This window comes from Flavobacterium limicola (assembly GCF_003634755.1).
Taxonomy (GTDB): Bacteria; Bacteroidota; Bacteroidia; order Flavobacteriales; family Flavobacteriaceae; genus Flavobacterium; species Flavobacterium limicola.
Map to the genome: position 1 here is coordinate 754,474 of NZ_RBXA01000001.1, position 21,227 is coordinate 775,700.

15 protein-coding genes are annotated in these 21,227 nt (G+C 34.8%); 4 read left to right on the top strand and 11 right to left on the bottom strand.

What is annotated here, in order from left to right; translation table 11 throughout:
- Window position 1: 1 nt before the first annotated feature.
- On the bottom strand, window positions 2-715 hold the full coding sequence (gene rsmI, locus BC952_RS03340) for a 16S rRNA (cytidine(1402)-2'-O)-methyltransferase (protein ID WP_121364241.1): 714 nt from the start codon (window positions 713-715) through the stop codon (window positions 2-4).
- Between the two features lie 78 nt (window positions 716-793).
- Window positions 794-1,843 (bottom strand): hypothetical protein, encoded by a 1,050-nt coding sequence (locus BC952_RS03345; RefSeq protein WP_121364242.1) that lies wholly within the window; start codon window positions 1,841-1,843, stop codon window positions 794-796.
- Between the two features lie 246 nt (window positions 1,844-2,089).
- Between BC952_RS03345 and BC952_RS03350 the strand changes: the two genes are divergently transcribed.
- Window positions 2,090-2,683 carry a thymidine kinase gene (locus tag BC952_RS03350; RefSeq protein ID WP_121364243.1) on the top strand — a complete coding sequence of 198 codons (594 nt, stop codon included), beginning with the start codon at window positions 2,090-2,092 and terminating at the stop codon, window positions 2,681-2,683.
- A 127-nt stretch (window positions 2,684-2,810) separates the two neighbouring features.
- Here the strand turns inward: BC952_RS03350 and BC952_RS03355 are convergent, their stop codons facing one another.
- The 5 genes from BC952_RS03355 to BC952_RS03375 all read right to left on the bottom strand — a co-directional run bounded on the left by BC952_RS03355 (window position 2,811) and on the right by BC952_RS03375 (window position 10,773).
- Window positions 2,811-3,101, bottom strand: coding sequence for a helix-turn-helix domain-containing protein (locus tag BC952_RS03355; RefSeq protein WP_121364937.1), 291 nt, complete (start codon window positions 3,099-3,101; stop codon window positions 2,811-2,813).
- Window positions 3,091-3,444, bottom strand: coding sequence for a type II toxin-antitoxin system RelE/ParE family toxin (locus tag BC952_RS03360; RefSeq protein WP_121364244.1), 354 nt, complete (start codon window positions 3,442-3,444; stop codon window positions 3,091-3,093). Before BC952_RS03360 ends, BC952_RS03355 begins: the two co-directional genes overlap by 11 nt.
- A 241-nt stretch (window positions 3,445-3,685) precedes the next feature.
- Window positions 3,686-5,152 carry an RNA polymerase factor sigma-54 gene (gene rpoN / locus BC952_RS03365; RefSeq protein WP_121364245.1) on the bottom strand — a complete coding sequence of 489 codons (1,467 nt, stop codon included), beginning with the start codon at window positions 5,150-5,152 and terminating at the stop codon, window positions 3,686-3,688.
- 83 nt (window positions 5,153-5,235) lie between these two features.
- Complete coding sequence (gene asnS, locus BC952_RS03370; RefSeq protein WP_121364246.1) at window positions 5,236-6,672, bottom strand: asparagine--tRNA ligase; 1,437 nt, start codon at window positions 6,670-6,672, stop codon at window positions 5,236-5,238.
- A gap of 273 nt (window positions 6,673-6,945) precedes the next feature.
- The gene (locus BC952_RS03375) at window positions 6,946-10,773 is read right to left on the bottom strand and encodes a T9SS type B sorting domain-containing protein (protein ID WP_121364247.1); all 3,828 of its coding nucleotides are present in this window, start codon (window positions 10,771-10,773) and stop codon (window positions 6,946-6,948) included.
- Window positions 10,774-11,318: 545 nt separating this feature from the next.
- Between BC952_RS03375 and BC952_RS03380 the strand changes: the two genes are divergently transcribed.
- Window positions 11,319-11,777 carry an RNA methyltransferase gene (locus BC952_RS03380; protein WP_121364248.1) on the top strand — a complete coding sequence of 153 codons (459 nt, stop codon included), beginning with the start codon at window positions 11,319-11,321 and terminating at the stop codon, window positions 11,775-11,777.
- Between the two features lie 81 nt (window positions 11,778-11,858).
- Here the strand turns inward: BC952_RS03380 and BC952_RS03385 are convergent, their stop codons facing one another.
- Window positions 11,859-14,285: an efflux RND transporter permease subunit gene (locus tag BC952_RS03385; RefSeq protein ID WP_121364249.1), complete on the bottom strand. Its 2,427-nt coding sequence runs from the start codon at window positions 14,283-14,285 to the stop codon at window positions 11,859-11,861.
- Window positions 14,286-14,482: 197 nt separating this feature from the next.
- Between BC952_RS03385 and BC952_RS03390 the strand changes: the two genes are divergently transcribed.
- Window positions 14,483-16,753: a cation:proton antiporter gene (locus tag BC952_RS03390; protein ID WP_121364250.1), complete on the top strand. Its 2,271-nt coding sequence runs from the start codon at window positions 14,483-14,485 to the stop codon at window positions 16,751-16,753.
- Between the two features lies 1 nt (window position 16,754).
- Entirely contained in the window at window positions 16,755-17,084 is a 330-nt protein-coding gene (locus BC952_RS03395) for a DMT family transporter (RefSeq protein ID WP_121364251.1), read from the top strand.
- Here the strand turns inward: BC952_RS03395 and BC952_RS03400 are convergent.
- The 3 genes from BC952_RS03400 to BC952_RS03410 form a co-directional block, all read right to left on the bottom strand.
- Window positions 17,081-19,579, bottom strand: a complete 2,499-nt coding sequence (locus BC952_RS03400) for a DUF5686 family protein (RefSeq protein ID WP_121364252.1) — start codon at window positions 19,577-19,579, stop codon at window positions 17,081-17,083. The genes BC952_RS03395 and BC952_RS03400 overlap by 4 nt on opposite strands.
- A gap of 270 nt (window positions 19,580-19,849) precedes the next feature.
- Window positions 19,850-20,326, bottom strand: coding sequence for a hypothetical protein (locus tag BC952_RS03405; RefSeq protein WP_121364253.1), 477 nt, complete (start codon window positions 20,324-20,326; stop codon window positions 19,850-19,852).
- A gap of 314 nt (window positions 20,327-20,640) precedes the next feature.
- Entirely contained in the window at window positions 20,641-21,180 is a 540-nt protein-coding gene (locus BC952_RS03410) for a hypothetical protein (protein WP_121364254.1), read from the bottom strand.
- Between the last annotated feature and the right edge of the window lie 47 nt (window positions 21,181-21,227).

Genomic DNA, 21,227 nt, shown 5'->3' on the forward strand with positions numbered 1-21,227 from the left:
ATTATTCTTCAGCTGCGAATTTAGATTTTTTAGGCTCTTTTGTTACCGGTTTTCCACCTACAACCACAACAATTTCTCCTCTTGGAGCTATTTTTTCAAAATGAGTCAAAACTTCTCGTACTGTTCCTCGAACATTTTCTTCATGTAGTTTGGATAATTCTCTACAAACACAAATCGGTCTGTCTTCACCAAAATAAGTAATGAATTCTGCTAAAGTTTTTAGTAATTTGTGCGGTGAAACATACAAAATCATTGTTCTTGTTTCTTCGGCTAAGGCCAAATAACGGGTTTGTTTTCCTTTTTTGTCAGGCAAAAAACCTTCGAATACAAATTTATCATTGGGCAAGCCACTGTTTACTAATGCAGGTACAAATGCTGTTGCTCCAGGCAAACATTCTACTTCAACTCCATTTTCAACACAAGCGCGGGTTAATAAAAAGCCTGGGTCCGAAATAGCAGGTGTCCCTGCATCCGAGATTAATGCGATATTTTCTCCAGCTTTTAAACGAGAAATTAAATTCTCAACGGTTTTGTGTTCGTTGTGCATGTGATGGCTGTACATGTGGGTGCCAATTTCGAAATGCTTTAACAATTTTCCACTCGTACGCGTATCTTCAGCGAGAATCAAATCGACTTCCTTAAGAATCCGAATGGCTCGAAAAGTCATGTCTTCAAGATTGCCAATAGGCGTAGGAACGATGTATAATTTTGACATAGATAAAATAATTAAATACAAATTTTATAGAAAATCTGTATTTGTTCAAATGTATATTCAGAAAAAGTTACAAGAAAGTTACAAGAATTTTTTCTCTATAATATCCATGAAACGTTCCTCATAATCTTGTTTTCCTTCCCAATTGTTGTAATCTGGTTTTACCATTTCCTGTACAAAATCGCGTGTTTCATAGAAGGTGTCAAACGTGATAAGTTGGCTTAAAACACGGTTGTAATCCTCGCTGCTGTTTCCAAAAAGATGTTTTATAAAGGCCAAACGATCATTCAAATCGATGTTGATTCCTTTGGCTAATTTATCGTTCAAAGAAACTGTTTTTGGCTCCGCTTTTTCAGCAGATTCTGCTGAAACATTATCTAATTTTGGCTCTTCAGCAGGTAACACTTCTTTTGGAGTTTCAATAACTATTGCAGTGGGAATATTATCGACTTGCTGTTTTTTTACAAAAAGTGTATCGTGGTAATTGCCACCTAATAAATCTTCAAAAGAGATTTGTACGGCTTCTGTTTTCTTTGGTATTTCCAGCTCGGCCTGCACTTCTTTTTCCTGTGATAATTCGAAAGCAGGTTCAAAAGGCGCTTCAGGCTCAACTGTTTCTTCTTCTATTTCCATTTCTGTGCTCGCAACTATTTCTCGTTCTACCACAGTTTCTTCCTCTTCCTCGCTCGCGTCAATTACCTCTTCTGTTTGTTCCAAAGGCATTTCACTTGCATCTTCATCTACAGATTCCTCAGTTGCCGTTTCTTCTTCATCGACAGCACTTTCTTCTTCTGTTGTAATAGCTTCTTCTTCCGGTGAAGCAGTTGTTTCTTCGGTTTTTTTCAAAGTCGTTTCAGTAACTTCTTCTACAACAGTTTCTTCAATTAAAGCTTCTGCTTCCTGTTGAGCCGACTCACTTGTATCAAAAATAGATTCTATTTCTTTGCTGATTTCCGTTATACCAATAGTTGGTTTTGCTTCACTAAAATGTTCGTCCACAAATCGTAAGACAGAAAGTTTTTCATATAACTTCTGCGTTTCCAGATATAATTGATTGATATCAGATTTATTTTTTAGCTGTAATATTCTGTGTGCAATGCTGATTAAATCGGCTTCCAGTTTTTTTTTCATGACTGTTGAAATTATAGGGTGTTAGGCGGGGCTTTTTTGATGCGTTTTTATCATATCTTTTTATCCTCCCCAGAAAAGGGATTCTTTGTATCGCGATTTTTATTTTTTTAAATAAGTGCTCGCGAATCTCCGATTTGATATAAATTTTATACTTTTGAAACGACGTAAAAGTATAAAATTTTTAAGTCGGTTTGTCTATTACAAAGTAATAAAAACTATTCATTTTTTAAGTCAGAAAAATACAAAATGTTTCTCGAAAATACAGTAAATCATAAAGAACAATTTGGTTGGATTGAAGTCATTTGTGGCTCCATGTTTTCGGGTAAAACCGAAGAATTGATCCGTCGTTTGAAAAGAGCGCAGTTTGCCAAGCAAAAAGTCGAAATTTTTAAACCGGCAATAGATACGCGCTATGATGATGAAATGGTGGTGTCACATGATGCTAACGAAATCCGTTCCACGCCTGTTCCTGCTGCCGCAAATATTGCTATTTTGGCGCAAGGTTGTGATGTTGTAGGCATTGACGAAGCACAGTTTTTTGATGACGAAATTGTCAAAATTTGTAATGATTTGGCGAATCAGGGAATTCGGGTAATTGTTGCCGGATTAGATATGGATTTCAAGGGAAATCCTTTTGGTCCCATGCCCGCATTAATGGCAACTGCCGAATATGTGACCAAAGTGCACGCTGTATGCACCCGCACCGGAAATCTTGCCAATTACAGTTTCCGAAAAACCGACAATGACAAACTCGTTATGTTAGGAGAAACAGAAGAATACGAACCGTTGAGTCGTGCCGCGTATTATCATGCGATGAAAAAAGATCAGGAGGGAAAATAAATCCTCTCCCTAAGCCCTCTCCAAAGGAGAGGGAGCCGGAACTGGATTGAAATACAAAGTTTTGAAAAAGAAAAACCCTTTCAGAGTTCTAAACTTCGAAAGGGTTTTTCTTTTTCTTTTGAAATGGTTATAGTTCAATCTGAATTTTTACTTTTCCACCGAATCCTTTTTCTACAATATCGTACAAGGTTTTTAGCGTGAGGTTACTTCCGTTATTCTCGATTTTTGAAATATATTCTCTTTTTTTATCCACAAGTTCTGCAAGTTCTGTTTGCGTTAAGTTTTTTTCTAAACGTGCTTTTTTTAATAGTAAACCAATTTTAAATCCTTCAAAGTCTCTTTCAAGTTCATCACGTCTTTCTGTTCCTTTTTCTCCGTAAACACTATCTTTAATTTCTTTCCAGCTTTTAGTTTCCATTTTCATTTGATTTTTCTTGATAATATTGTTTCATTAAACGCAGGGCTTTATCAATCTCAATTTTAGGCGTTTTCTGCGTTTTCTTTTGAAAGCCGTTTAGCAAAATAACAAGCCTTCCATTGTCAAAAAAACAAAAAACTCTCCAAATGTTTGAAGCCAATTGTATTCTTGCTTCATAAAGTCCATTTGTTCCTTCCATTGATTTTAAATAATTGGATGGAACTCTTTCAAGGGTTTCTATGGCTTCAATAATCTTAAAGATTTTATCCTGAACTTTTTTTGGTTGTTCAAGAAGAAAATCTTCAAAGTAATTTTTATACGCAATGACTTCCCGTAAATTCATTTCAAAGGTAATTTAAAAGTTACTAAAAACCAATTTTTTCAATGTGATTTAGTTAGTATAACGTTAATGACTTGTCTTTTTTCAAACTTCCAATCTGCAAGGTCAATCTATTTAACTCCTTATACAATACCCACATTTAGTGATATTTAATTTGATATAAGAATAAAATTTACTCCATAAAAAAAGGAGGAATTTGTTTCAAAACAAATTCCCCCTTTTTAATATTTCTAAATCAACAATCTTACATCTTCTTTCTCATTCTCGCTACCGGAATATCAAGTTGTTCCCTGTATTTTGCAATCGTTCTTCTGGCGATTGGATAGCCTTTTTCTTTAAGGATTTCGGCCAGTTGATCGTCCGGAAGTGGTTTTTTCTTGTCTTCTTCCTCAATGGTGTTCTGAAGGATTTTTTTAATTTCCAGTGTAGAAACATCTTCGCCTTGGTCATTTTTCATTGATTCCGAGAAGAATTCTTTAATCAGTTTCGTGCCATAAGGCGTTTCTACATACTTGCTGTTCGCAACACGTGAAATTGTAGAAATATCAAGACCTACCATATCAGCAATATCTTTCAGAATCATCGGTTTCAACTTGGTTTCATCACCGTCCAGAAAATATTCTTCTTGATAATGCATAATCGCATTCATAGTTACAAAAAGCGTTTCCTGACGTTGGCGTATCGCATCGATAAACCATTTAGCCGAATCTAATTTTTGTTTGATAAACTGCACTGCATCTTTTTGCTGCGCTGATTTATCACGAGAATCCTTATATGTTTGCATCATTTCCTGATAATCTTTGGAAACATGTAGGGAAGGAGCATTTCGTCCGTTTAAGGTCAATTCCAGTTCACCGTCCACAATTCTGATGGCGAAATCAGGAACCACATTTTCAGTTACTTTGTTGTTTCCAGTAAAAGATCCGCCTGGTTTTGGATTCAGTTTTTCTATTTCGTGAATGGCTTTTTTCAGTTGCTCATTCGAAACATTGTATTTTTGTAACAGTTTATCGTAATGTTTTTTGGTAAAAGCATCAAACTGATTTTCGATAATATCAGTAGCTAATTCCACATATTCTGTTGGTGTTTTGTGTTTCAATTGCAACAATAAACATTCCTGTAAATCACGTGCTCCTACACCGGATGGTTCGAGTTCATGAATCACGTGCAACATTTTCTCCACCATCTTTTCATCAGTGTAAATACCTTGTGTAAACGCCATGTCATCTACCATATCTGGAACGCTTCTTCGGATATAACCCATGTCATCAATACTTCCCACTAGAAATTCTGCAATTTCACGCTCCTCATCATTTAAAATAAAGGTGTTCAACTGATTTATTAAATCTTGGTGGAAACTTACTGGCGCTGCAAAAGGCGTTTCGCGATCATCGTCATCATCGCTGTAATTATTGGCCTGTGTTTTATAATCCGGTGTTTCGTCGTTGCTTAAATATTCGTCAATGTTGATGTCTTCTGCGTCAATGCGCTCCGATTCGGCATCGTCATAATCGTCATAATCTTCGTTTTCGAACTCGTCCTTTTCATACTCATCTTCTTCTTTTCCGGCTTCCAAAGCTGGATTTTCGTTCATTTCTTCCAATAAACGTTGTTCGAAAGCTTGCGTAGGCAATTGAATTAACTTCATCAGCTGAATTTGCTGTGGAGATAATTTCTGTGATAACTTTAAATTTAAGAATTGCTTTAGCATTTTTATTGTTTAAAAGTTTAAGGTTTAAAGTTTAAGGTTGCTGAACTTTCAACAACCTTAAACTTTAAACTTGAAACAAATTTTTAGAATTCCGCATTCATTGGCGTTCTTGGGAAAGGAATTACGTCACGAATGTTTGTCATTCCTGTTACAAATAATACCAATCTTTCGAATCCAAGTCCAAAACCAGAGTGAACAGCTGAACCGAATCTTCGGGTATCAAGATACCACCATAATTCCTCTTCATCGATTCCTAAGGCTTTCATTTTTTCAACCAAAACATCAAAACGTTCTTCTCTTTGAGAACCTCCCACGATTTCTCCAATTCCAGGGAAAAGGATATCCATCGCGCGAACTGTTTTTCCGTCTTCGTTCAAACGCATGTAAAATGCTTTAATATTTGCCGGGTAATCAAACAAGATTACCGGACATTTAAAGTGTTTTTCTACCAAGTAACGTTCGTGTTCCGATTGTAAATCAGCACCCCATTCGTTGATGATATAGTTGAATTTTTTCTTTTTATTTGGCGTACAATCTCTCAAAATGTCAATTGCTTCGGTGTATGAAACACGTTTGAAATTGTTTTCTAAAACAAAGTTTAATTTGTCAAGCAAAGCCATTTCGCTTCTTTCCGCAACTGGTTTTGATTTCTCTTCGTCCAATAATCGTGTTTCCAAGAATTTCAAATCCTCCGGACATTTGTCCATTGTATATTTGATTACATATTGAATAAAATCTTCAGCCAAGTCCATATTGTCATTCAAATCATTGAAAGCCACTTCTGGCTCAATCATCCAAAATTCTGCAAGGTGACGCGAAGTGTTCGAGTTTTCAGCTCTAAATGTTGGTCCAAAAGTATAAATTTGGCCCAAAGCCATCGCAAAAGTTTCTCCTTCTAATTGTCCCGAAACCGTTAAGTTCGTTTCTTTCCCGAAGAAATCTTCTTTGTAATTCACTTTTCCGTCTTCAGTTCTTGGTGTTCCGTCAAATGGCAAAGCGGTAACTTTAAACATTTCACCGGCACCTTCAGCATCCGATCCCGTAATGATTGGCGTATTTACATACACAAAACCTTTCTCTTGAAAATAGCTGTGAACGGCATACGACAATACCGAACGTACTCTCATAATAGCTCCAAACATATTGGTACGAACTCTTAAATGCGCATTTTCACGCAAGAAATCCAAGCTCGGTTTGTTTTTTGGTTGTATCGGAAATTTCTCTGCATCTGAATCTCCAAGGATTTCCAGTTTAGCCACCTGAATTTCAAATTTTTGTCCGGCACCTTTACTTTCCACCAAAGTCCCTGTTACAGATATTGCTGCTCCGGTAGTAATTCTCTTCAAAGTCTCGTCTGGCGTGTTCTCAAAATCGACAACACATTGTATATTATCAATGGTCGAACCATCATTTAAGGCAATAAATTGATTGTTTCTAAAAGTTCTCACCCATCCTTTTGCATTTACTTCATGAAGCGTTTTTGTGCTGTTTAGTAAGTCTTTAACTTTTGTATGTCTCATTTTATGTATATAATTGATATTAAAAATTGTCTCGTGACTGAACTGCAAATATAAATGATTTGTTTGAAAAGTCATTGTAAGAAATAGGGTAATCAGGAGCTATTTCCCGCTATTCGCTATATCTTTTACTTTTTAAAGAAAAAAGTAAAAGGATGCCGCTGTTATCAGGGCTATGTTATGGTGGAATTGAGAAATCTCTAATTAATTAAAAATTGGACTTACTAAAGGTAATGGAAATTAAAGTTTAATTTTTAGCCTATTGTGCTTGTTGTTTTATCTTTTCAAGGTAAAATGTCCTTTCAAAATTCTGCCATCCTCTAGTGCAATGGTATACCAATAGTCGTCAGAAGGCAAAGGTCGCCCGTTAAAGTTTCCATCCCAACCTTGATTTAAAGGATTTAACTTGCTTATTAATTTACCATATCGATCAAAAACATGAATAATTGTTTTAGCATTAAAGGCATTGTTGACACCTTTTATATTCCAATAATCATTAAACCCATCTTGATTTGGAGTAAAGAAATTAGGTATTCCAAGTATTGCTACTTCTTGTAAGCTAATACCACAGCCATTCAAGTCTTTTACATAAACCGTATGCATTCCAGCAGTAACATTAGTAAAAAGATTTTCTGATTGATAGCTGTTTTCGTCATCCAAGGCATAAACATAGTCACCTGTACCAGTTGCGGAAACCTGAATACTATTAGTAGAAGTAAGATCTTCAATTTTTATGTTTTCTATTTTAGCAATATTAGATGCAGAAACTGTAATTACTCTAGTTCTAGAACATCCCTCATCAGTAGTTACTTTTACTGTATAGGTTCCCGTTTTGTCAATTGTTAAGGTGTATTCTGTTTCGCCACTAATTAGATTTCCGTTATAAGTCCACTCATATGTGTAATTATCTATTAATAATTCATAAACAATGGCTGCATTGATTACTTTGGTAAAATTACTAATATTACTACAAAGTCGTTCCTTACCGGTCAAGGTTAGTGGTGGTAATGGATGAACTACGAATGGTATAGACATTATTGCTTTACAGTTAGCATTATTTGAATTAATTACCTCCACTCTTATATTTTGTGAGATGGTTATAAACGGGTTGGGCAATGGACTTGAAAGTAAATTGTTAGTAGCATCATAATACTTGACTATCATTCCGGTTTGACCTCCCAAGATGGTATTTTGAAAGGTAGAAGTGTCAAAAGCATATTTTCCATCTTGCTCAGTAGGATCGATTTCATCATCACAAACAATTAATAAATTGGACGGAATAGGAGAGGCTTCTGGTAAATCAGAAACCACGAATTCTAATGTTGTTTCATAGGAACAAGCAGTCATTGAAGTGTTGGTTGCCTCTACTTTTATTATTTGCGAACGAGTTACAAAAGGATTAGGCAGCGGACTTGATAAAGAATTATTATTTTCATCAAAATATTTCAAAGTGACGCTAGTTGAACCATTCAATAATCGTGTTTGAATTGTAGAGGTATCAAAAGCGAAAAATCCTTCGTGGTTGTCATCACATCGTATTTCCTTAATAGGTTGCATAACCGGTATTGATTCAACATTTAACTGAATAGGAGAACCTATTCCCAAACAATCATTGTTAAGTTTACTATCAATACGAACATAAATTTTTTGTGAATTTGGATACCCTATATTTCTATAATTTACAATATCTAAAATTGTATTTTTTTCTGTTAAAGCATCATTAAGATTGCGATAGTAGGTAATGTCTAATTGTTGTCCTGTGGGAAAAAGATCTTTTATTTCCTTGTTTATACTACTAAAATCAAAACTAGAAATACCGTCTGTATTGGTGCCCAAAACAGCATCATCGCAAACTGTGAAATTTCTAACGAAATTAATCGGAATTTGCGTTGTAGAAATTATTAGGTTTATTGTAGCAATTTTAAAACAGTCATTCGAGTTTGTAATTCTCGCATAAACAATATCGTTACTGATCATTTGATTGCTATAACTAGTGGGATTAGTTATTGGGTTACGATTATTTTGTGCATCAATTTGTGTAGTATAAAAAGTGATGCTTTCGTTTGTAGCATTAGCTGTTATTTTTGGGATTGCTTCCTCTAAGTTAAAAATAGTAAATCCATTAATATCATCGTCACATTGTTTTAGATCAACATTTTGATTTATTACGGATAAGGCACTCACTTGAATTTTGAACGATGTTGTTGCAAAACAAATGGGATTATCTTTGTTATACATTTTTACATAAATCGTTTCCGTTGTATTGGTATTTGCATAAGCTGATGGACTTGCAATATTTTGCGTCAAAGCGATGTCTTTGTAATAAGTAAGTAAAAACTGAGTCGCTGACTGTCCCTTTAAAATTGTTGAAGATTTTTGAGTTAAATCAAATAAAACACGACCATCAGTATCATTGCCAATGCTCGTATTATCGCAAATTAAGTAGTTTGGTATAGCAGTGGAAATTTCTGGAATAGGTCTTTCATTAACAGAAATTGAAAATGAAGTACTGATTTTACAAGACGAATTAGCTTTGTTTGCTACTGAAGCAATTATTGTTTGTGGTAAGTAGGCTGTCGTGTTTGTGTATGTAGTTGGGCTATTTATCGCTAAATTATCATTGTAGTCAGCAGAGCTAACATAATAGTCAACCTTATATAAAGTGGGATCTTGACCGTTAAGTATTGCAGCATTTTGAGATGTCAAATCAAAAGCATGAAAACCATCATTATTGTTATCACAAACTAGAATGTTTCGTGGCTGAGAGGCTGTAGGGACTTCGTAAATAATAATGCCTTTAGTTTCTGTTGTTGCACCTGTATTCGATATTGCTTTTACGGAAACTGTGTAATTTCCTGTTGAAGAATAAAAATGATTAGGAGTGAGATCAGTAGAAGAATTGCCATCACCAAAATCCCATTGCGCAGCAATAATTTCTCGATTGCTATCTAATGAAAAAGAAGTCATTTCTCCCAAACAGTTATTTTGTATTTTTATGGTGACTTGAAGATTAGATGGTGTAAATTGAGGTAGCCCCGCCAAAGATAGTCTTCCGTTAAGGCTAACAGTATTTAATTCAAAAGTACAGTCTAAACCCAGTACATTAGGTTTAGCTATGGCGCTTAAATAAGGTGTGATAAAATTGGCTATGTAGATCTTTCCATCAGGAGCTAACTGCAAGGTATATGACCTAGACATGTCATCGATTGTTGTTATTAAATTGATTTCAGAATCGGGGATATTAGTAGCTGTTAAATCATATTGATTCACTTCATATTTCTTAAGAATATTACTACCGGTTGTTAGATATGCAATTTTTCCAGATTGTGAAAATTCTACACCATAAGTAATTGGTTTATCCGTAATCAATAGAGGATTACTTACGACACCAGTTTCGTTATTAAAATTAAATAGTTCAGTTAAACTTGAGTTATTAGCACAAATTAATTTATCTCCTGTTGGAGCCACTTTCAGGTAACCAATGGCATCTTTAACCCCTCCTACTTCTACACCAGCACTGCTAATAACTGGGATAGAATTTACACCTGAGTTATCTACAAAAAATGAGTAGAAATTATTATTTCCATATCCATGAGTAATGACCCACACTCCCTCTCCTGTTCTATTTAAAGTGGCTGTTAATTTTTCAGCAGTTGGCGTAATTAATAAAATATTTTTAATGGATGTAACCGCTCCTAAACCTCCATCTAGAGATAAATCTACTTCAGAGTAGCATATTCCTTCGTTAGATCCTTCAACGTCAGAGGTAAAAATATAATAAATTGATGCGGAATTTGGTTTTTTTACTATAATAGCAGATTGTGAACTAGAGAAATGACCTTTGAGATTACTGCCGTTAATCATAATAGTATGATTTTTATTATAGACAGTTACACCATCAGTATAAAATAATAATTGTCCACTACTGTTTGATATTGTTGCACAGCCTTCGGTAGTACTTAATTTTCCATTAGTTAAAGCAACTGGAGAGCCACTGTTAAAGTCCAATCCTGCACGTTCACCAAAATACCAAATATTAGCCTCGCCCTGAGCATATATTGATAGAGAAAACGAGAATAGCAAAAATGTAAAAAATTTATTCATACCATAAACCTAAAAAAGTAATTAAAAGTACATTTAATTTATGAGTTAGTATAAAATTTGTAGGAATATTTACTTTTTAATTTGCAATAATGCTGAAATACGTATATCAGGTATTACTTTAAAATTAGTTTTTTTTATGTTTTAAGAGTTTAGGCTACTATTTTACTTTAAAGGATTTTCGCTGGTAAGGAATTATAGAGTACAGTTGTTCTATGAATACTTAAAGCATTGACCAGTTAATTTTTAAAATATAATTAAGTTAATCAGAAGTTATTTCCCGCTATCCACTCTATCTTTTATCTCGAAAAACATCGGTAAAAAAGTATGTCGCTTCTATCTGGGCTAGGTATTAGCTGCTAAAAGAATATTTTGCTCTAATTTTGTCTTTCTAAGGAATGATGGATCTTTGTTTATTGAGCAACGTCTGATGATTCTTCCTTTGTCAGAATGACAAATTGCGGTTGAAAAAAATTGTGCGATTGTATGTTTAACAGCGACGAAAATCAAAACTTGGCAAGCTATTTATTAGTTCGTACTTTTACACCATGAATGATAACTTTATTACAGAGTATTTTGGAATTGGGATTCAAAACGGTAAAACTCCTGAGAACTTGGGTGTGTTATGGCGCACAGCACAAAATCTTGGTGCAAGTTATATTTTTACAATTGGTAATCGCTACGCCAAGCAGGCTTGCGATACGCATAATGCTGTAAAGTCAATTCCTTATTTTCATTATGAAACTTTTGAAGATTTCTATAAAAATTTACCCAAAGGCGCTCGCCTAGTAGGTGTCGAATTAGATGAAAACGCAACTGATTTAGAAACTTTTGAACATCCAAGGCGTTGTGTATATTTATTAGGTGCTGAGGATAACGGACTATCAAAAGCTGCCATTTCAAAATGTCATTATCTCGTAAAATTTAAATCTGAAAAAAGTTTGAATGTTTCAGTTGCTGGAAGTATTGTTCTTTATGATCGAGGACTTAATAAACTCAGATCCTAAAAAAAACTTTTTTATTTTAAAGCTAATCCTGTCAGGGTACAAAAACCTGACAGGATTGGAAAGATTGCAGTATTATAGCGACTAATTATCCGATTTTTTCTTTTCTAAATCATCAATTTCGGCATCACTTGGTTCGATGATGTCAATTTTAGGTTCGATAAAATCCTGTTCGTTAGCCAATGTTTTATTCAAGGTCAGTACCAAAGCCGGCAACAACATTAAATTCGACAGCATTCCAAACAATAATGTCAGTGAAATCAATCCGCCAAGTGCAATTGTTCCTCCAAAACTGGACAACATAAATACCGAAAATCCAAAGAACAATACGATAGAAGTATAGAACATGCTCAAACCGGCATCCGTAAATGTGGCGTAAACAGATTTGCGGATTTTCCAGTTGTTTTTCTTTAATTCCTCGCGGTATTGAGACAAGAATCTCACAGTGTCATCCACCGAAAGTCCAAACGCAATTCCAAAAACTAATATCGTCGATGGTTTCAGAGGAATATCCAGAAATCCCATGATTCCTGCGGTTAACATTAACGGCAGTAAATTTGGAATAATAGAAACCAAAACCATTTTGAACGAACGAAACATAAAACCAATCAAAAGCGCAGTCAGGAAAAAAGCAAATGCCAGTGACGAAAGTAAATTGTCCAGCAAGTATCCAGTTCCTTTCTGGAAAACCAACGCTTTTCCGGTGATAGTGACTTTATATTGGTCTGGCGGGAAAATTTTGTCGGCTTTCTTGCGAATCTCAGCTTCAATTTTTGCAATATTATCGCCGTTTTCATCACGCATGAAAGTGGTGATTCGAGCAAATTGTCCCGTCGAATCTACGTAACTTTTCATCAGATTGTCTTTCGAGTTTTTCGTGGCATTTTTAGCGTACGACAAAATAAACGACTGTTCTTGTGAACTTGGCAAATCGTAATAATCGGGGTTCCCATTGTAATACGCTTGTTTGGAATATTTTACTAAATTCACAATGGAGATAGGTTTTGATAATTCCGGAATTTCGTCAATGGTTTTTTCCAACTCGTCCATTCGCCTCAGCGTAGACAATTTCATGACTCCTTTTTTGCGTTTGGTGTCAATCATAATTTCGAGTGGCATAACACCATCAAATTCTTTTTCGAAGAAAACAATGTCCTCAAAAAACGCTTCTTTTTTAGGCATGTCTTCAATCAAACTACCGGAAATACGCATTTCATAGATTCCTACAATGCTTATGACAAGCAAAACAATGGAAACGACATAAATTGAAAATCGATTGTATTTTACGTTTCTCAGAATCCAATCCATGAAAACCTTCACATAATTGCGGTCTAAATGCTCAATGTGACGCTCTTTTGGTGCCGGAATGTAACTGTGAAAAATAGGGATGACAATAATACACAAAAAGAAAAGTGCCATGATATTGATAGAAGTCACGACCCCAAATTCTAATAACAATTGGTTGTTTGAAGCGACAAATGTAGCAAAACCAATGGCTGTGGTTAGGTTTGTCATCAAGGTTGCCATTCCTACTTTGGTAGTGACACGCTGTAATGCTTTGGCTTTATTGTGGTGAATTTTGTACTCCTGGTGGTATTTATTGGTTAGGAAAATACAATTCGGAATTCCGATAACGATGATTAATGAAGGAACTAAAGCCGTTAAAACTGTGATTTCGTAATTCAATAAGCCTAAAAATCCAAAAGACCACATCACGCCAATAATAACAATTATCATTGATATTAACGTCGCCCTAAAGCTTCTAAAAAAGAAGAAGAAAAGGAGTGAAGTAACTAATAATGATGCTCCAATAAAGATGCTGATTTCATCGGTGATGGTTTTTGCATTCAGCGTTCGGATGTAAGGCATTCCTGAAACTCGCAGGTCGATTCCAGTTTCTTTTTCGAATGTTTCGACTGCGGGAACCAATTTATCAAGTACAAAATCTTTTCTGGCTGCCGTGTTTACAATTTTCTTATCCATGTAAACAGCAGAGCGAATGCTTCCAGATCTTTTGTTGAAAAGCAATCCTTCATAAAAAGGCAAATCATTGAAAAGTTCTTTTTTTATTTTTTGAAGATAAGCCGGGTCAACAGTTTTGCTTTGGTCCACAAAAGGAACCAATTCAAAGGTTTCCAGCGAATCATTTTTTTGTAATTTCTTTAAATCATTGAGAGAAACAACTAAATCAACAGCTTTGTCACCTTTCAGCGTATTCATCATTTTACTCCAGGAAGCGTATGCTTTTGGGGTAAATATGGCGTCGTCTTTTACACCGATAATAACCAGATTTCCTTCTTCACCAAATTTATTCAAAAAGGCGTTGTACTCAATATTTACAATATTATCATCCGGCAATAAATTAGCTTCAGTAAATGTAAAATGTATATTTTTCCATTGAAGAGCTAAAAGCGCTGTTATCACAACAATAATGGATAACATTAAAATTCTATTTCTAAGGACAATTCGGGCTATTAACTCCCAAAATCCTAAACTGAACCACTTGATCATATTTCCTATTTAACGGCGGTAAAGGTAGTTAAAACCGCTATAAATCATTTGTTTTAACGGAAACTTTTTAAATGTGAATGCCAATATTAACGCAACTTTATTTTATTTGCAATTAAATATTTTTTTGAGATATAATTGATACATTTGAATTCTCATCGTCATGGTTCACAGTTGAGAATGCTGACATAAAATAGTATATGAAGAATTATAAAAACACAGTTTTTTATTTGGTGATAACGGGCGGTTTTACTGCTTTGATGTATTGGATTATAACCAAAGGGAAACGTTTAGAAGTGGCAGAAACAATAGTGACACCTGAAAGTGGAAAGGGTTCTTGGTGCGATTTTCTAGCTTCGATGCAACATAATTTTCAGGATCCTTTGGCTATTCTTTTGGCACAAATTATAACGATTATTCTTGTCGCCCGTGTTTTTGGTTGGATTTTCAAGAAAATAGGACAGCCCTCCGTAATTGGGGAAATTATCGCGGGAATTGTACTTGGGCCGTCTTTATTGGGACTGTATTTTCCGGAATTTTCTCTAGCTTTATTTCCTGTTGAATCCTTGGGTAATTTGAAGTTTTTGAGTCAGATAGGATTAATCCTTTTTATGTTTGTCATCGGAATGGAACTCGATTTGAAAGTATTGAAAAATAAAGCCAATGAAGCGGTGGTCATCAGTCATGCCAGTATCGTTATTCCGTTTGCTCTTGGAATAGGATTAGCATATTTTGTGTACAATCGATTTGCTCCTGAAGGTGTTAAATTCCTTTCCTTTAGTTTGTTTATGGGAATTGCGTTGAGTATCACCGCTTTTCCGGTTTTGGCCAGAATCGTGCAGGAACGAGGAATTCATAAAACGAAATTGGGTGCCATAGTAATTACGTGTGCTGCTGCCGATGATATTACGGCTTGGTGTATTTTGGCGGTGGTAATTGCCATTGTCAAAGCGGGAACTTTTGTGAGTTCGCTATACATTATTATGTTGGCAGTACTTTATGTTGTAGCCATGATATATATTGTAAAGCCATTTCTAAAACGAATCGGAGATTTATATGGATCAAAAGATACTATTATCAAACCGGTTGTGGCCATCTTTTTTCTGGTGCTTATTATCTCGTCTTATGCTACTGAAGTGATTGGGATTCATGCCTTATTTGGAGCGTTTATGGCGGGAGCAATTATGCCTGATGTTCCAAAATTTAGAACCATATTCATAGAAAAAGTAGAGGATGTGGCGTTAATTCTTTTGCTGCCTTTGTTCTTTGTATTCACGGGTTTGAAAACAGAAATCGGTCTTCTTAATGATCCGTATCTATGGAAAGTTACCGGTTTTATTATTCTGGTGGCAGTAGTGGGGAAATTTTTAGGAAGTGCCTTGGCAGCCAAATTCGTAGGGCAGACATGGCGAGACAGTTTAACAATCGGCGCATTGATGAATACCAGAGGTTTAATGGAGTTGATTGTTTTAAATATCGGATTAGAGCTTAAAGTTCTGACTCCCGAAGTGTTTACCATGATGGTGATTATGGCGCTTGTTACTACTTTTATGACGGGACCGGCTTTGGATTTAATCAATTATATCTTTAAAACTAAAGACGGCGTTGAAATACTGGAACCAACAAACCACAATAAATACCGAATTCTAATTTCATTTGGAAACAATGAAAAAGGAAAATCGTTATTGAGACTGGCAAACAGTTTGATAAAAAAACAAAAAAGTACCTCGAGTATTACCGTGATGCATTTGTCTTTGAGTGATGAGGTGCATACTTTTAATTTGGAAGACAAAGAAAAAAATAGTTTTTATCCCATTGTTGAAGAATCCCAAGTGCTCAAACAAGATATTACCACCATTTTTAAAGCAACGATGGATATTGAAACCGAAATCGCTGATGTAGCTAATCAAGGCGATTATGATTTGCTGTTGATAGGTTTGGGGAAATCAATATTTGAAGGTACCATTCTTGGAAAAGTAATTGGTTTTACAACCAGAATAATCAATCCGGATCGTTTGATTGATAAGTTTACCGGGAAAGAAGGCCTGTTCGAAAATTCTCCTTTTGACGAAAGAACGAGACAAATTATTTCTAAAACCAAAATGCCAATCGGGATTTTGATTGATAAAGATTTGCAGCATGTAAACCATGTTTTTATTCCAATTTTCAGTCCCGAAGATTCGTTTGTGATTGATTATATTCAGAAATTAGTGTACAATAATAACGCTAAAATTGTTATTTTGGATGTGAACGGACATCTTACAACTAATTTTGTGATGAACAGTGCTATTGATTCTTTGGAACAAAAATACCCAAACAATATAAGTCTGATAACTGATAAAATAATCAAAGAGGAGTTTTTGGCGCAGCAGGATTTAATGCTGATTAGTCTCGAAAGTTGGAAAGCGCTCGTAGATTCAAGAAGTGATTGGTTGAGCGGCGTTCCTTCGGTATTAATTTTAAAACAATAAGATGAACTGGATATTATTGATTATCGGAGGCCTTTTTGAAGTGGGTTTTGCCACTTGTTTAGGCAAAGCCAAAGAAACTTCAGGAACGACATCAACATTATGGTTGGGCGGATTTTTAATTTGTTTGACAATAAGTATGGTGTTGCTTTACAAAGCCACTCAGACATTGCCTATAGGGACGGCTTATGCAGTTTGGACCGGAATTGGAGCAGTGGGAACTGTTCTTGTTGGGATTTTTGTTTTTAAAGAGCCGGCTGATTTTTGGCGAATCTTTTTCATCACCACATTAATCAGTTCTATTATTGGACTGAAAATTGTTTCTAGTCATTAAAGCCCTAGATTAAGAACGAAACTTATTTTTACCGCTATGTTATCTTGAAATTTACTCAACTGATTCGGACCATAACGGTAAAACCCGCCTAATCCTAATCCTTTGTAAATTTGGTTCAATTCTATTCCAGATTCGAAATAACCTTTGTCCAAGGTTTTGTAATCCAATCCAACATGTTGTTCTGGGTTTTGTAAATTCCCCCAAGCCATTCTTGAAACAAGAACTAAGGAAGGTTTTACTTTTTTGAATAGTGTTACGCGGCTAAAGCCATGTTTGAATTGAAAATAAGCATATTCACTGGAGAAAAATTCATTAAAAAACATGGTTTCAAAACTGTTTTTCCCTGCAAAAGTGATTCTCTGCATGATGGTTTCCTTGGTGATATTATTAGGAGACGTATTGTACAAATGTGTCAGCGGTACATCGCCAAGAGCATAACCGGCTTCAAAAAGCAGACTTGTTTTTTGACCGTTTAAATATTTTTTTTCATACTCTGTTTTAAAATCTAATTTGCTGAATTCAAAATCATTTTGCAGAACCTTAGGCAGGGACTGTGTGTATTGAAAAGTGAATTTCGGGAAACGTTTCTCTACTTCAATTCGTCCCGTAGGCGTTTGCATGTAATCACTGAATGGACTCCAGCGCAAAGAAACCATCGCGGTGGTCATAACATAACTTGTATATAATTTCTCGTTTAAGTTGTATATATAATTGAATTTAGGTTCTATTGCGGCACGGGAAAGTTCCCAGAAGCTTTCGGTTTTTGGAATAATTTTCGTTTCTATAAATGTTTTCCAACTTACATAATTGTAAAATGTACTGATGTTTATTGGTCTTGGATCATAGATTTTGAATGCTTTTTTCTCAATTGTAAACACGCTGCTTGCAATTTCCCGAACATCATCAGTATAGGAAACGCCAATCCAGGAATTCGAAAATTTACCTACACGAGTCGCCATTCCCAAATTGTATTTGAAATTGCCATCCTTTGTTCCATAAGCGGTGTAGCCTTCGATTCTGAATTTTTTTGAAAACCGTTCATTGGTCACTCCGCCAATTCCCAATCTAAATCCTTCGTAATTATTATAACTGAACAATTTGCGTAAGTCTAAATCAAATTTTCCTATTGGCAAATACCCGTTGATGATTTTTCGTCCAAAACGGATGCGACTTTCAATTCGTTTTTTGGAAGAAATACTGTCTAATGCCAAATACGTTTTTTGGTTTCGGCTGTCCAAGCTGTCTTTTCTGTAGGTGTTCCAAAAATTTTCCGGTTTGTTAATCGCATCGTCTTTGATTTCGATATAAATAGCCGATTTTTTAATTTGTATTGGAGTATTATACTGAATTTCAAAATTATTCGTGTGTGAAAGTAAATAGGTAAAATCTGAAGCGACTTTTTTTCTTTCTTTAAAATCTTGTTCTACATCGCCATCAAATTGAATCGTTCCGCCAAGGATTTTTATATCGTCATCATTCTTGCCTTTTACAATTTTAAAGGTTTTGTCTGTTGGGAACCATAATTTTTCATTGGGAATGTACTTAAAATCATGTATTCCACTAATGTCAAGAACGCCTTTTATGCGCATTACCGCTTTGGCGACAGCAAAATTATTTTGGTCAATATAGAGTACGCCTTCCAATCCTGACGCTCTTCTTTTTTTCTTGTTCTTGAAGTAAATCATGTAGGTATTTCTACCGTCAATGAGGAGTGAATCCAAGAGTTTGTAGTTGTAATCGTTTAGCGCATCATTGGCAATAGGACTGTTGTATTTGGTTTCAAAAAGCTCGTAGCTGGAATCGTAAATAGAGAAAGACTGCAAGTTAAAAGCAATAATTTCATAAACAGGTTGCTTGAAACCCGCCATTTTGGTACCTAATATTGTTTCTTTTAATCGAGCATTGGCAAATTGATATTGGGATACTTTTTCGGTTTGAAACAGATGTTGTTTACTAATGACGTCTTTAAATTTATAATCGGAGGAGTCAATTTTTGAGAATTGTTTTCCATTAGACTTTTGGACAAAAACAGAATCGATTCTTCCATCAATAGAATCAGGATTTGCAGTTACAATGAGTTTATTGTAGGATTTGAACTCAAAACTACGAAGTTTTTTTTGGGGATTATTATTGTTTTTATTTTCGATTACTTTCTTTATAATCGCCAAAGCCGGGTTTTCGCTTGGAACGACCACTTCATTCAAATCATCCGTTTTTTGGGAAAGAACGACAACATAATAATTTTTGTTTTTTTCGAGGGCAATTCTAGTTTTGGTGAAACCAATATAAGAAATGTCAAAAGCTGTAAAGGGAATTGCGGTTACAATGCTAAACTTTCCGTCGACATCAGAGATGGTATTTAGGCCATTATTTGTGGTAATCGTGGCAAACGGCAACGGTTTGTTGCTTGTAGATTCTTTCACAATTCCATTGACCTGAAATTGCGCCTGTAGCGTAAGCGTTAAAAAAAAGAATAACAAACACAATTGCTTCATAAATAGGGTTTACTGCAAAACGGGTATAATTTCATTTTGGTATCGCAAAAATAGCAATAAAAAAATCCGTCTCGTTGAACTGCCTCCAAATAGTGTCTAACTTTTTGGAGGCAGTTCAACGAGACGGATTTTAAATATATTTTGAAAGGTAATTACACTTTCATAATTTCAGCTTCTTTCACAACCAAAAGTTCATCTATTTTACGGATTAAAGCGTTGGTTAAGTTTTACATTAGATCTTTTGAGTCTATGCTAAATCCGTTATATGATTTATTTTATTTGACCTTTTGTATATTCTTTGTATGCTCTCTTTGCAATAGAATCTAGTTCTCTGCTCGCAAAATAGCATAAACACGTTTGTGAAATATGTTTTTTGTTTTTGGTAAGCTCATCATCATAATATTCAGCAGCTGGTAAGCCTTGTATTATTTTTTTACTATCTGATTTAATTTTAGACCACAATGTCATGGGAATATTATCTGCATTAATGAAAGAGTCTTCTTTCTGAATTAATTTGAAAATAGAATCATTTTTATAGCCTTGAAATAAACAATCAAAAAAGGCATTTTCTTTATATTCTATTACCCAACCGTTTTTAGGGCTCGGTTTATTTTTTGAATATCCTGGATAAAAAAAAGCGTCTCCATAATAAGTATTGAGGTCTGTGCTGCCTTTAATGCTTGAACAGGAAAATATGGTTAAAATAACCCCCGTTGCTAATGCTGTTTTTACTAGTCTAATATCCATATATCTATTCTTTGTATTGGTAAATTGAAAAAGCAGTAAAATGGACAATCACCGAAACCCTTACTATTTGTGAATAAAAGATCTGAATGACCTGATGCGCTAGTTTTATCATATTCTTCGGTTTTAAGCCCCTTCTGGCGAGAGCGTCCCGCTCGTGAACACAATTTATACTGCAACATACTTCAAAAGAAAGCTAATTACTAGCACAAACCTCAATACTATTATTCATTAAGAATTATCACGAGCGGGACGCTCATGCCAGCAGGGGAATTTAAGATTTTAAAGCGTCACAGTAAAAACATATTGAACTCACATTAATAAATAATATTAGGGTCATCGTAAATTTCTTTTATCCTCCAACTCCCCTCTTTGTTTTGCATTAATATGGCTTTTTGCATTGGATGGTTAGAATACTTACCTAAAGTAAATGTTTTAAAAAATATGAGTACAAATTCCTTATCTGACGTGATTATCGGCTTAGAGATCGCAATACCTTCATCTCCAAAGTATCTTTTGGAAAGATGACTTTTAAAGTTTTTGATGGCTCTTGCATTTGCTAATTTTAATTTCAATCCCTGAAAATTATTTTTCCTCCACAATTGACTTATGGTATCTTTTTTATGTTTTTCTTTTAATTTTGTGATTTCCAAGGAGTCAATAGGCCATGTAAAAGGAGGATTGGACTCTGGTCTAATTCTTATCATGTCACCTAAACGAATATTTTTATCTTGATACGCTTTTTCGTAATACTCTAATGATACCAATGTTTGTAAAGACTCCTTCATTACAACCTTAATATAAGGTAATTTAATAAGTTGATTCTTTAAAAGTTCGTTTACTACGTTTTTTTCCATTTTGGAAGTAGAGCAAGATATTAGTAATATGCTACAAATTAAACTTA

Bases quoted from the DNA above. Each gene is read 5' to 3' on its own strand.
- BC952_RS03405 (WP_121364253.1), bottom strand. From the start codon at position 20,326: ATGGATATTAGACTAGTAAAAACAGCATTAGCAACGGGGGTTATTTTA.
- BC952_RS03360 (WP_121364244.1), bottom strand. From the start codon at position 3,444: ATGAATTTACGGGAAGTCATTGCGTATAAAAATTACTTTGAAGATTTT.
- BC952_RS03390 (WP_121364250.1), top strand. From the start codon at position 14,483: ATGAAGAATTATAAAAACACAGTTTTTTATTTGGTGATAACGGGCGGT.
- BC952_RS03380 (WP_121364248.1), top strand. From the start codon at position 11,319: ATGAATGATAACTTTATTACAGAGTATTTTGGAATTGGGATTCAAAAC.
- BC952_RS03355 (WP_121364937.1), bottom strand. From the start codon at position 3,101: ATGGAAACTAAAAGCTGGAAAGAAATTAAAGATAGTGTTTACGGAGAA.
- BC952_RS03400 (WP_121364252.1), bottom strand. From the start codon at position 19,579: ATGAAGCAATTGTGTTTGTTATTCTTTTTTTTAACGCTTACGCTACAG.
- BC952_RS03350 (WP_121364243.1), top strand. From the start codon at position 2,090: ATGTTTCTCGAAAATACAGTAAATCATAAAGAACAATTTGGTTGGATT.
- BC952_RS03395 (WP_121364251.1), top strand. From the start codon at position 16,755: ATGAACTGGATATTATTGATTATCGGAGGCCTTTTTGAAGTGGGTTTT.
- BC952_RS03410 (WP_121364254.1), bottom strand. From the start codon at position 21,180: ATGGAAAAAAACGTAGTAAACGAACTTTTAAAGAATCAACTTATTAAA.
- BC952_RS03345 (WP_121364242.1), bottom strand. From the start codon at position 1,843: ATGAAAAAAAAACTGGAAGCCGATTTAATCAGCATTGCACACAGAATA.
- asnS (WP_121364246.1), bottom strand. From the start codon at position 6,672: ATGAGACATACAAAAGTTAAAGACTTACTAAACAGCACAAAAACGCTT.
- BC952_RS03375 (WP_121364247.1), bottom strand. From the start codon at position 10,773: ATGAATAAATTTTTTACATTTTTGCTATTCTCGTTTTCTCTATCAATA.
- BC952_RS03385 (WP_121364249.1), bottom strand. From the start codon at position 14,285: ATGATCAAGTGGTTCAGTTTAGGATTTTGGGAGTTAATAGCCCGAATT.
- rsmI (WP_121364241.1), bottom strand. From the start codon at position 715: ATGTCAAAATTATACATCGTTCCTACGCCTATTGGCAATCTTGAAGAC.
- rpoN (WP_121364245.1), bottom strand. From the start codon at position 5,152: ATGCTAAAGCAATTCTTAAATTTAAAGTTATCACAGAAATTATCTCCA.